This is a genomic window from Youngimonas ophiurae (nom. illeg.), from assembly GCF_049803795.1.
Classification (GTDB): domain Bacteria; phylum Pseudomonadota; class Alphaproteobacteria; order Rhodobacterales; family Rhodobacteraceae; genus Thalassobius.
On the sequence record NZ_JBNAGJ010000005.1, the window covers coordinates 107,392 to 119,494 of the forward strand.

The window sequence follows — 12,103 nt, forward strand, 5'->3', positions numbered from 1 at the left end:
CGAAGGAAAGCCGGGAAACGGCATTTGCAGCGCGCGGCGCGTCATTGCGGGGCTGGGGGGCATGGGAGGGGACGGGTGCCTCCGGCGGGAGTATTGTCAGAGCAAAGAAGCGCTTAGCGGTGGCCTTTGGCGTGGAAGATGAAGCCCAGGGTGTTGAGCAGGATTTGCGCGGCCAGGATCGCGGTGGAGCCGGTGGGGTCATAGTCGGGGGCGACCTCGACCAGGTCGATGCCGACGATCTGGTGGTTTTGGGCGACTTGCTGGAGCAGTTCGAGCACCTCGTAATAGAGAAAGCCGCCGTGGCTGGGGGTGCCGGTGCCGGGGGCGATCGAGGGGCAGAAGGCGTCAATGTCTAGGGTGATGTAGACGGGGGATTTGGCCGGGATGCGAGCGGCCAGGGCTTGGGGGCCGAGGGCGCGGGCCTGACGAACCGAAAGGATGTCCGAACCCATTTTGCGGGCGTCCTCGTAGCCTTCGCGGGCGGTGGACGAGACATTGCGGATGCCAACCTGGGTCAGGCCGGTGACATAGGGCTGTTCGGCGGCGCGGCGCATCGGGTTGCCATGGCCGTGGCGCACGCCGTGGCGTTCGTCCACGAAATCCAGGTGGGCGTCGATTTGCAGGATGTGGAACGGGCCCTGAGTGTCGAAGGCGCGGATGCAGGGGATGTTGACCGAGTGGTCACCACCGATGGTGACGGGCAGGGCCTTGGCGGCCAGCGCCGCGCGGACGGCGGTTTCGATATTGGCGTGGGATTTTTCGGTATCGGTGTGGACGATATCAGCATCGCCCATATCCACGATCCGGACCGAGCCGGGCAGATAGGTAGCGTCGTCTTCGTGATCATAGGCACCGGCATGGCCGAAGCTGAACAGGGTCGAGGCTTCGCGGACCGCACGCGGGCCGAACCGCGCGCCTGAACGCCATTGCGTGCCAAAATCGAAGGGGGCGCCGATGATGGCCACATCTGCATCCAACTGGCCCCAATCGGGCTGGTAGGGCCGTTTGCCGAAGGTCGCAATGCCGACAAAAGGCAGATCCAGTCTGCCGTTTTCATATCCGTGTGCCATGTGTCGTCCCCATCTGGTCTGGCCCAAGCATGGCCGCGCTTGGCCCTGGGGGCAATATCCCTTTGGCGCTGCGCCATTTGTTGTGGGGGGAATGAGTATTTGGGATCAGAAAGAAACCAGATTATGAGTTTAAGAGCGGGCGTGAGCCCTCATGACCGCGAATGCCGCTTCTTTCTGATGAAAATACTCATCTCCCGTCGGTGCAGCAGGGGCAGGCATTTAGAAGGCGTGGTGACGCATGATCCCGTTTGGGGCTTTTCTTTTGGGCGGATACATGAGAAAGGGACGTGCCAACACCGATCCCCATTTTCCTGGAGTCCCAAATGGAAATTCGTGAGGCCCTTACCTTCGATGATGTTCTTCTGGTTCCTGCCGCATCCAGCGTGCTGCCTTCGACGGCAGATACGCGCACGCGGGTGACCAAATCGATTGGATTGAATATTCCGCTGCTCAGTTCCGCGATGGATACCGTGACCGAGGCACGGATGGCGATCGCGATGGCTCAGGCTGGCGGTATGGGCGTGATCCACAAAAACCTGACCGTGGATGAGCAGGCCCAAGAGGTGCGCCGGGTCAAGCGGTTTGAATCGGGGATCGTCTATAACCCGGTAACGCTGACCGCGAACCAGACTCTGGCGGATGCCAAGGCGCTGGTCGAGCGTTACAATTTCACCGGGTTTCCGGTGGTGGATGAAAACGGTCTTGTCGTTGGCATCCTGACCAATCGGGATATGCGGTTTGCCAGCTCGGATGACATGCCCGTGTCTGAGATGATGACCAGCAACGATCTGGCCATGCTGGCCGAGCCCGCCGATCTGGATGAGGCCAAGAGCCTGATGAAGGCGCGCCGCATCGAAAAGCTGCTGGTGCATGACGGCCAGGGCAAGCTGACCGGCCTGCTGACGCTGAAAGACACGGAAATGGCCGTGCTGAACCCCACCGCCTGCAAGGATCAGCTGGGCCGTCTGCGCGTGGCGGCGGCCACGGGCGTGGGCGCGGCGGGCTATGAGCGCTCTGAGGCGCTGGTGGATGCCGGTGTGGATATTCTGGTGGTGGACACCGCACATGGCCATTCCGAAGGCGTGCTGGAGGCCGTCAAACGCGCCAAGAGCCTGTCCAACGAGATCCAGGTGATTGCCGGCAACGTCGCCACGGGCGAGGCAACCCGCGCTCTGATCGAGTCCGGTGCCGATGCGGTGAAGGTGGGGATCGGGCCGGGCTCGATCTGCACCACGCGGATGGTGGCCGGTGTGGGTGTGCCGCAGCTGACGGCGATCATGGATTGCGCCAAGGCCGCCGGGGACACTCCGGTGATTGCCGATGGCGGCATCAAGTTTTCGGGCGATTTTGCCAAGGCCATTGCGGCGGGGGCCTCTTGTGCCATGGTTGGCTCGATGATTGCGGGCACCGATGAAAGTCCGGGCGAGGTGATCCTGTATCAGGGTCGCTCGTTCAAATCCTATCGCGGGATGGGGTCTTTGGGGGCGATGGCGCGGGGCTCGGCCGATCGTTATTTCCAGAAGGACGCGGCCAGCGATAAGCTGGTTCCCGAAGGGATCGAAGGCCAGGTGCCCTATAAAGGCCCGGCCAACACTGTCATTCACCAGCTGGTGGGTGGGCTGCGCGCGGCGATGGGCTATACTGGCAATGGAACTGTCGAAGAAATGCGCAAAAACAGCTCTTTCGTGAAGATCACCAATGCCGGTCTGACTGAAAGCCATGTGCATGATGTGCAGATCACCCGTGAAAGCCCGAATTATCGCGTTGGGTGATATTTCAATTGCTTACGCGGCAAAGTTAAGGTGATACATGACGCCCGAGGCCCGAATTGACACGGCGGCCCTGCTCTTGGATCAAATTCTGGCAGGGACTTCGGCCGAGAAAGCGCTAACCGCCTGGGCGCGGCGCTCTCGGTTTGCCGGGTCCAAGGATCGGGCGGCCATTCGCGATCACGTGTTCGAGGCCCTGCGGTGCAAGCGCTCTTTTGCGGCTTTGGGTGGGGCGCTCAACGGGCGCGGCCTGATGGTGGGCCTGTTGCGCGCGGCGGGGGTGGACCCCCAGACGGTTTTCACCGGCCAGGGCCATGCGCCTTCTGTGCTCAGCCCCCAAGAACTGGCGCGCGGCCAGCAGCCCGATGCGGCCGAGGCCTGGGATCTGCCCGACTGGCTGATTGCGCGTTTTCAGGACTCTCTGGGTGATCAAGCCTTTGATGTTTCACAGGTTTCCCGGCATCGCGCGCCTGTCATGCTGCGGGTGAATCTGCGCAAATCCACGGTGGCGCAGGCGATTGAAATCTTGGCTCGGGACGGGGTGCGCGCGCAGGTGACGCAGATGTCTCCGACGGCTCTGTTGGTGACCGAAGGGCCCCGGCGGATCAATGCTTCCGAGGCGTATCGTACGGGGCTGGTCGAATTGCAGGACGGGGCCTCGCAGGCTGTGGTGGACATGCTGCCGCTGCGCGATGGGATGCGCGTTCTGGACTACTGCGCGGGCGGTGGCGGTAAGACGCTGGCGATGGCGGGGCGCGCGCAGGCCGCGTTCTTTGCCCATGACGTCAACATGCGCCGCCTGAAGGATCTGCCCCAGCGATCTGAACGCGCTGGTGTTTCGGTAAAGCTATTAGATCGTAATGAGTTGCAGGGCAAAGCTCATTTCGATCTGGTGCTTTGCGACGCGCCGTGCTCGGGCAGTGGTGCCTGGCGCCGCAGCCCCGAAGGCAAGTGGGATTTGACCCCTGAGAGGTTGCAGGAATTGACCGGAATTCAGGCCTCGATTCTGGAAGAGGCGCATCCTCTGGTGTCCGAAGGCGGGACGCTGGCCTATGCGACCTGTTCGGTTCTGGCCGAAGAAAACATGGCTCAGATCACCCGGTTTCTGGGCCGGCATCCAGAGTGGAGCCTGACCTGCGCGCAGCATTGGCTGCCGGGCACGGAAGGCGACGGGTTTTACGCCGCGTGCTTGACCCGCCGCGTAAAGTAACGCAACCATAGAGAGAAGTGGTGCGCGTTAAGCGCTGATTAACCGTTCCGCGCTGACATTGTCGGAACCGGAGAATCAATGGCGGATCAACAGGCATGAGCTTTACAGCGCAATCCACACCTATCGCGCGCCCGCAAACCGGCCGGGGGCGGGTTGCGATTCTGCTGGCATTGGGCCTGGGCGCGGTGCTTGCCGGGGGGATCGTGGCGCAGCGCTATGTTTCGCTGGGGCTGCTGGCGGTTGGGGTCGGGTTGCTGACGGCCTCGGGGCTTGTGCTGGCGGTTTATCTGCTGCGGCAGCGACGGCAACGGGCGCGCCGGCAGATGGCGGCCGAGTTTCTGGCAAACGATCCCTCAATGTGTTTCACCACGGATGAGTTGGGGCGCATCGGATTTGTGAACAAACCGGCGCAGGAACGGCTCAAACCCGAAGAGGGCAGCACGCTGGCCTCGGTTTTGCAGGATATTCTGGCCAATCCGGGCACCACGCTGGGCCGGATGCAGATTCGCGCCGAAGATACCGGCGGCGCGGTCGAGGAACTCTCGACGCGCCGGGGTCATATACGGCTGGCGGCCACGGCGCTTGGCCAGAACAGTTTTGCCTGGCGGATCGAAGAGATTCACGACACCCGCTCGCGCCTGGGAAATGCAACCCACCTGCCGATGCTGACCGCTGGGCGCAGCGGTGCGATCCTGTCGATGAACGAAGCGGCCCGCAATTTCGTCGGAAGCCGCGTGCGCAATCTTGAGGACGTGTTTTCCGAACTTCCCCTGCAATCGGGCCGTATCGTGCCTGTGCGCCACAATGACGCGACCTACCCGTGTTTTATCGTGGAATCTCAGGCCAGTACGGGAAAACGCGAGGTGTTTTTCCTGCCCACCAACGGCTCTGAGACGCGCGAAGATGCCGAGTGGGCGGCCTTCAACGGTCTGCCCGTTGCCGTGCTGTTGTTGGGAAGCGGCGGAGAGATCGTGCAGTCAAACCGGCTGGCGCGGGATTTGCTGGGGCTAAGCAGTACGGACGGCATTACCTTGCCCAAGGTTTTCGAAGGTCTGGGCCGTCCGATCAGCGACTGGCTGGAGGATGCACGCCGGGGGCGCGGCCTGGGGAAATCTGAATTTCTGCGTCTGAAATCTTCGGATAAAGAACTGTTTTTGCAGGTATCTCTGGGCCAGGTAGAGGACCGGGCAGGGGCCTCTTTGATCGCTATTTTGCATGATGCGACTGAACTGAAAAGCCTTGAGGCGCAGTTCGTGCAAAGCCAGAAAATGCAAGCAATTGGAGAGCTGGCCGGCGGCGTCGCGCATGATTTCAACAATCTTCTGACCGCGATTTCCGGCCATTGCGATTTGCTGATGCTGCGGCATGATCAGGGCGATTCCGACTATGCCGATCTTGTGCAGATTACCCAGAACGCCAACCGGGCTGCGGCGTTGGTCGGGCAGTTGCTGGCGTTCTCACGCAAGCAGACGCTTCGCCCCGAAGTGCTTGATTTACGGGAAACTCTGGCCGATCTGACGCATTTGCTGAACCGGCTGGTGGGGGAAAAAATCTCACTCACCCTGATCCATGATCCGGTGCTGAAACCCATTCGTGCGGACAAGCGTCAGCTTGAGCAGGTTTTGATGAATCTGGTGGTGAATGCCCGTGATGCGATGTCCAATGGCGGCGAGATCAGAATTGAAACCGGCAGCCAAAGACTCGACGCACCGCTGGCGCGGGATCGCGCGGTCGTGCCGCCCGGAGAATATGTCACAGTGCGCGTTTCGGACGAAGGGTGCGGAATACCGTCCGATAAGTTGCAGAAGGTGTTCGAACCGTTCTTCACCACGAAACGCACGGGCGAGGGGACGGGCCTTGGGCTCTCGACGGCCTATGGCATCGTCAAACAGAGCGGCGGCTATATTTTTGTCGATAGCGTCTATGGGCAAGGCACGGATTTTTCATTGATGTTCCCCGCGCATGTTCTGACAGAAGAAGAGGCGGCCCCACGGGCCGAGGCGCAGGAACCTGCCCAGCCCCAGAACATGAAACGCGAGGAAGGCGTGGTATTGCTGGTCGAAGACGAAGCGCCTGTACGCGCCTTTGCGTCCCGCGCGCTGAAGATGCGCGGTTATACCGTTGTCGAGGCCGGCACCGGAGAAGAGGCCTTGGATCTTCTGTCCGACCCGTCATTGCAGGTGGATCTCTTTGTAAGCGACGTGATCATGCCGGGAATGGATGGCCCAAGCTGGGTGCGGCAGGCTCGGGAAAACCGTCCGGATATTCGCGTGGTGTTCGTGTCAGGCTATGCCGAAGATGCGCTGGACGAGAGCACGGATCCGGTGGGCAATTCGGTGTTTTTGCCCAAGCCATTCTCGTTGAACGATCTGCTGGAAACCGTGCAGACGCAGCTGGCTTAGGTGGCGCGGGCCTGTTCCCACAGGTCGAACTCATCGGCCTTTTTCCTGCGCAGCCGGCGTTCGATACCGGGGCTTAGCTGAAGATCGCGTTTTGGGGATACATTTTCTTGTTCGAGATGAAACTCTATGCCCAAACGCTCTTGTAGAAAGCTGTTCAGGCCGGTTTGATTTTCATACCGGAACAGATGGGTCACGGCCGTGCCATTCGGGCGCGGCTCAAGGAATTTCGCCTGGCTGCCGACATTGGCAAAACCGGGCGGTTTTCCCTTCATGTAGCCTTCGACAAAATCATCAAAGCTGAGATCGTGCGTGGCGTTCGGATGTCCCTTCATGAAAGGGCGTTGCCGATATCGGTACCAACTGCCCAGCCATCTGATCGGCTCTCGGACAACTGCTAGGGTTTCCATTTCCACATCGTTTACCTTCTGGAACATTGGGCGGAAAAAGCGGTTGTAGCGATACAAAGGCGCGTGTTTCAACTCGGGTGGATTGTTTACGATCATATCCGCAAAGGGTGCCAGGGCCGTCTGATATGCTGTTGTGCCGGTTTTGGGCACGGATAAAAATACAAGTTTTTCTTTCCAAAACATCATCATAGCGCTCATACCTCATGCCAGAATGGAGTTTTATATCGCGTGTCAATCAATCATTAACTCTCTTTGCTCAAATTGGAACTGTGAAAATTTATGTTGAAATGTTCTTACTTTGTACACATAAGGTGTATGGGAACATCAGGTGAACAAACGCAGCGATTGCCGCAGGGCGTCTGGTATGGGATAAGGAATCGAAACAATGGCAACGGCAGATCTTCTTTCGATGGACAGCAAACGCAACGCGGATAAGCAAAAGGCGCTGGATAGCGCGCTGGCGCAGATTGAACGGCAATTCGGCAAGGGCTCGATCATGAAACTGGGCGGCGAAAATGCCGTGCAAGAGATCGAGGCCACCTCGACCGGATCGCTGGGTTTGGACATCGCCCTGGGCATTGGCGGCCTGCCGAAGGGGCGGGTGATCGAAATTTACGGCCCTGAAAGCTCGGGTAAAACGACCCTGACGTTGCATTGCGTCGCCGAGGAACAGAAAAAGGGCGGGATTTGCGCCTTTGTCGATGCCGAGCACGCGCTGGACCCGCAATATGCCAAAAAGCTGGGTGTGAACCTGGATGAGCTGCTGATCAGCCAGCCGGACACGGGCGAGCAGGCGCTGGAGATCGTTGATACGCTGGTGCGCTCGGGCGCAGTGAACATGGTTGTCGTCGACTCGGTGGCCGCGCTGACCCCGAAATCCGAACTAGAAGGCGATATGGGCGACAGCAATGTCGGCGTCCAGGCCCGCCTGATGAGCCAGGCAATGCGCAAGCTGACCGGCTCGATCGCGCGCAGCAATTGCATGGTGATCTTTATTAACCAGATTCGGATGAAAATCGGCGTGATGTTTGGCAGTCCGGAAACCACAACCGGCGGGAACGCGCTGAAATTCTACAGCTCTGTCCGTCTGGACATCCGCCGCATCGGCGCGATCAAGGACCGGGATGAGGTGGTCGGGAACCAGACCCGCGTGAAAGTTGTGAAAAACAAGGTCGCGCCGCCGTTCAAACAGGTCGAATTCGACATCATGTATGGCGAGGGCATTTCCAAAACCGGAGAATTGCTGGATCTGGGCGTCAAGGCCGGGGTGGTCGATAAATCGGGCGCCTGGTTCAGCTATAATGACGAACGTCTGGGCCAGGGGCGTGAAAACGCCAAGGGCTTCTTGCGGGAAAACGCGGATGTCGCGCTGGAGATCGAGGACAAGATCCGCGCGGCGCATGGCCTGGACTTCGATATGGGCCAGGAAGACGAGGATGTGCTGGAGGCCTGAGCCCCAAAAACACCGCAGAAAACCGACAGGCCGGCCCGCAACGCACAAGCAATGCACAGGGCCGGCCTTTTGCGTCACCTAGCAGTGGACACCGGGGGCAAGCGGGGATAAATCTGCGGGGAATTTGGCCTTGTCCGGAAAGACCTGAAACGTATGCCCAGCTTGAACGAGATCCGCTCGACCTTCCTGAATTATTTTGAAAAACAGGGGCACACGATTGTGCCCTCCAGCCCGCTGGTGCCACGCAATGACCCGACGCTGATGTTCACCAACTCGGGCATGGTGCAGTTCAAAAACTGTTTTACCGGGGTGGACAAGCGCGATTACGTTCGCGCGACGAGCTCGCAAAAATGCGTGCGGGCAGGGGGTAAGCATAACGATCTGGACAATGTCGGCTATACCGCGCGCCACCATACGTTCTTTGAAATGCTGGGGAATTTCAGCTTTGGGGACTATTTCAAACCCGAGGCGATCCCCTTTGCCTGGGAACTGATCACCAAGGAATTCGGCATCGACAAAAGCCGCCTGTTGACCACGGTCTACCATACGGACGATGAGGCCTTTGAGATCTGGAAAAAGGTCGGCGTGCCCGAGGATCGGATCATCCGGATCGACACATCGGATAACTTCTGGCAGATGGGCCCGACCGGCCCGTGCGGGCCGTGTACCGAAATTTTCTATGATCACGGCGATCACATCTGGGGTGGCCCTCCGGGCAGCCCCGAGGAAGACGGCGATCGGTTCATCGAAATCTGGAACGTCGTTTTCATGCAGAACGAGAAGTTCGAGGACGGCTCGATGGTCGATCTGGACATGCAGTCGATCGACACCGGCATGGGGCTGGAACGGATCGGTGCGCTGTTGCAGGGCAGCCACGATAACTATGACACGGACCTGTTCAAATCGCTGATCGAGGCCTCGGCCCAGGCCACCAGCGTGGACCCTTATGGCGATAAGAACGTGCATCACCGGGTGATCGCGGATCACCTGCGCTCGACCTCGTTCCTGATCGCGGATGGGGTGATGCCCAGCAATGACGGCCGCGGCTATGTGCTGCGCCGGATCATGCGCCGGGCCATGCGTCACGCGCATCTGCTGGGTGCCAAGGATCCGATCATGCACCAGTTGGTGCCCGCGCTGACCGCGCAGATGGGCGATGCCTATCCCGAATTGCGCCAGGCCCAGGCGATGATCGAGGAAACTCTGCTGCTGGAGGAAACCCGCTTCAAGCAGACCCTGGATCGCGGGCTGAAACTGCTGGATGAGGAAGTCTCCAGCCTGCAAGAGGGCGGCGCGCTGCCCGGCGCGGCCGCGTTCAAACTGTATGACACTTACGGTTTCCCGCTGGATCTGACGCAGGACGCGCTGCGCGAAAAGGGCCTGACGGTGGATACCGACGGCTTTGACACTGCGATGCAAGAGCAGAAAGCCAAGGCGCGCGCGGCCTGGGCCGGCTCGGGTGAGGCGGCGGATAATGCCGTCTGGTTCGATGTGATCGACGCCGTGGGGGCCACCGATTTCCTGGGCTATGACACCGAAAAGGCCGAGGGTCAGGTCACGGCTCTGATCGTGGATGGCGCGCTGGTTGATACGATTGCCGAGGGTCAAACGGGATGGATCGTCGTGAACCAGACCCCGTTTTATGGCGAATCCGGCGGTCAGGTGGGCGATACCGGCGTGATCCGCCGTATTGAAAACCGGGATGAGGTGGCCGCGGTCACCGATACCCGTAAATTTGCGGATGGTAAGGTGTTTGCTCATCGCGTGGATGTCGAACGTGGCACTGTCACCAAGGGCGATTCGGTCGAGCTGGAGGTGAATCACACCCGCCGCACGGCCATTCGGGCGAACCACTCGGCCACGCATCTGCTGCACGAGGCCCTGCGCGAAACGCTGGGCGATCACGTGGCGCAGCGCGGCTCGCTGAATGCGCCCGATCGTCTGCGCTTTGATTTCAGCCATGCCAAGGCCCTGACCGAGCAAGAGCTGACCAAAGTAGCCGCAGACGTGAATGCCTTTATCCGTCAGAATACGCCCGTTGAAACCCGCATCATGACCCCCGATGACGCCCGCGCGATTGGCGCTCAGGCGCTGTTTGGCGAAAAATACGGCGATGAGGTGCGCGTGGTGTCCATGGGCCGCGCCGACACCGGCAAGGGGCATGATGGGCAGACCTATTCGTTGGAGCTGTGCGGCGGCACCCATGTCAAACAGACCGGCGACATCGGCATGTGCGTGATCCTGGGCGATAGCGCCTCCAGCGCCGGGGTGCGCCGGATCGAGGCGCTGACCGGGCAGGGCGCGCTGGACTATCTGAACGAACAGGCCAGGACGCTGAACGCGGTTCTGGGCGCGCTGAAGGCGCAGCCTTCGGAACTGACCGACCGGGTCGAGGCGCTTTTGTCCGAACGCAAACAACTGACCAACGAGGTTGCCCAATTGCGCCGTGAACTGGCGATGGCGGGCGGGGCCGGTCAGGGCGGCGGGGCCGAGCCCGAAGAGGTAAACGGCGTGAAATTCCTGGCGCAGGTGTTGTCGGGTGTCTCGGGGAAGGATCTGCCGGCGCTGATTGACGAACATAAGGCGCGGCTGGGCTCGGGCGCTGTGCTGCTGATCGCGGATGCGGATGGCAAGGTGGCCGTGGCCGCAGGCGTCACCGAGGACATGACCGGCACGGTCTCGGCCGTGGATCTGGTCCGCGCGGCAACCCCGGAACTGGGCGGCAAGGGGGGCGGCGGCCGTCCGGACATGGCGCAGGGCGGCGGGCGCGACGCCAGCAATGCAAAGCAGGCCATCGACGCGGCCAAAGCAGTTATCGGAGGATAGAATGGGTGCACTCTGGATCGCACATGTGACCGTCACGGATGAAGAGGCCTATGCCAAATACGCCAAGCTGGCCGGCCCCGCGATTGCCAAACACGGCGGCATGTTCATCGCCCGCGCGGCGCGTTACGTGCAGCTTGAAGGCAAGGAGCGCCCGCGCAATGTGGTGGCCCGGTTCCCCGATGTGGACACGGCCGTGGCCTGCTATCACAGCCCCGAATACCAAGAGGCGCTAAGCCACGCGCGTGGTGCCTCGGAGCGTGAATTGCTGGTGGTTGAGACCTCGGAGTAATCGCCGGGCGTCAGACGGAATAAGGGCCGCGCCTTCAGGTGCGGCCTTTTGTTTTCAGAGGGTTAGAAAGGGTTCTTGGCGCTGCGGTCTGCCGACAAAGACCCCTGCCGCGCCGTGACCAATTGCTCGATCGCGTCGGCCAGGTGCAGTTCCTGGATGTTATAATCGCCGCGTTCGACCCGCAATTTATGGGCCAGGATCATCACATCCGCATGGGTGCAGCCCATGGGGGGCTCGAATTTATAGCAGGCCAGTTCGATCAGCAGCCCCAGCGGATCCTTGAAATAGATCGAGTCCATAAAGCCGCGGTCCTTCACGCCAGAATGGCCGATCCCGCGGGCCTCCAGCCGTTCGGAGACCTGAGTGAAACTGGCGCGGCTGACGTTGAATGCCAGATGATGCACACAGCCCGGCTCGGTCGGGGTGCGGCGGCGGTTGGGGGTGCGGGTTTCATTGGTAAAGACGGTGATCAGCCGCCCATCGCCGGGGTCGAAATACAGATGCCCCTCGTCCGGGTTGTCCAGATTGGGCTGATCGAACACGAAGGGCATTCCCAGAACGCCCTCCCAGAAATCAATCGAGGTCTGCCGGTCCGCGCCGGTCAGCGTGATGTGGTGAACGCCCTGAGCCTGAATTTTGCGCATGAGTTTCCTCCGTTTGGTGGGAAAGTATCGCGC

The 12,103-nt window shown here is 60.5% G+C and carries 9 protein-coding genes; 6 read left to right on the top strand and 3 right to left on the bottom strand.

Going from position 1 to position 12,103, the window contains the following annotated elements; all coding sequences use genetic code 11:
- Positions 1-113: 113 nt before the first annotated feature.
- A complete protein-coding gene (gene speB / locus ACP15O_RS12320; RefSeq protein WP_425096401.1) occupies positions 114-1,070 on the bottom strand; it encodes an agmatinase in 957 nt (318 codons plus the stop codon).
- Between the two features lie 323 nt (positions 1,071-1,393).
- Here speB and guaB point away from each other — a divergent pair, with 323 nt between their 5' ends.
- From guaB to ACP15O_RS12335, 3 genes are all read left to right on the top strand, one after another.
- On the top strand, positions 1,394-2,842 hold the full coding sequence (gene guaB, locus ACP15O_RS12325; protein WP_425096402.1) for an IMP dehydrogenase: 1,449 nt from the start codon (positions 1,394-1,396) through the stop codon (positions 2,840-2,842).
- Positions 2,843-2,879: 37 nt separating this feature from the next.
- Complete coding sequence (locus tag ACP15O_RS12330) at positions 2,880-4,049, top strand: RsmB/NOP family class I SAM-dependent RNA methyltransferase (protein WP_425096403.1); 1,170 nt, start codon at positions 2,880-2,882, stop codon at positions 4,047-4,049.
- Between the two features lie 95 nt (positions 4,050-4,144).
- A complete protein-coding gene (locus tag ACP15O_RS12335; RefSeq protein ID WP_425096404.1) occupies positions 4,145-6,451 on the top strand; it encodes a hybrid sensor histidine kinase/response regulator in 2,307 nt (768 codons plus the stop codon).
- Here ACP15O_RS12335 and ACP15O_RS12340 read toward each other — a convergent pair.
- The gene (locus ACP15O_RS12340) at positions 6,448-7,047 is read right to left on the bottom strand and encodes a sulfotransferase family protein (RefSeq protein WP_425096405.1); all 600 of its coding nucleotides are present in this window, start codon (positions 7,045-7,047) and stop codon (positions 6,448-6,450) included. The two genes, ACP15O_RS12335 and ACP15O_RS12340, sit on opposite strands and share 4 nt — an antisense overlap.
- A 196-nt stretch (positions 7,048-7,243) precedes the next feature.
- Here ACP15O_RS12340 and recA point away from each other — a divergent pair, with 196 nt between their 5' ends.
- From recA to ACP15O_RS12355, 3 genes are all read left to right on the top strand, one after another.
- Positions 7,244-8,311: a recombinase RecA gene (gene recA / locus ACP15O_RS12345; protein ID WP_425096406.1), complete on the top strand. Its 1,068-nt coding sequence runs from the start codon at positions 7,244-7,246 to the stop codon at positions 8,309-8,311.
- A 153-nt stretch (positions 8,312-8,464) separates the two neighbouring features.
- Entirely contained in the window at positions 8,465-11,137 is a 2,673-nt protein-coding gene (alaS, locus tag ACP15O_RS12350; protein WP_425096407.1) for an alanine--tRNA ligase, read from the top strand.
- A gap of 1 nt (position 11,138) precedes the next feature.
- Positions 11,139-11,426 carry a DUF1330 domain-containing protein gene (locus tag ACP15O_RS12355; RefSeq protein WP_425096408.1) on the top strand — a complete coding sequence of 96 codons (288 nt, stop codon included), beginning with the start codon at positions 11,139-11,141 and terminating at the stop codon, positions 11,424-11,426.
- Positions 11,427-11,488: 62 nt separating this feature from the next.
- On the opposite strand, the gene ACP15O_RS12360 is transcribed toward ACP15O_RS12355, so the two are convergent.
- Positions 11,489-12,070 carry a VOC family protein gene (locus ACP15O_RS12360; RefSeq protein WP_425096409.1) on the bottom strand — a complete coding sequence of 194 codons (582 nt, stop codon included), beginning with the start codon at positions 12,068-12,070 and terminating at the stop codon, positions 11,489-11,491.
- Between the last annotated feature and the right edge of the window lie 33 nt (positions 12,071-12,103).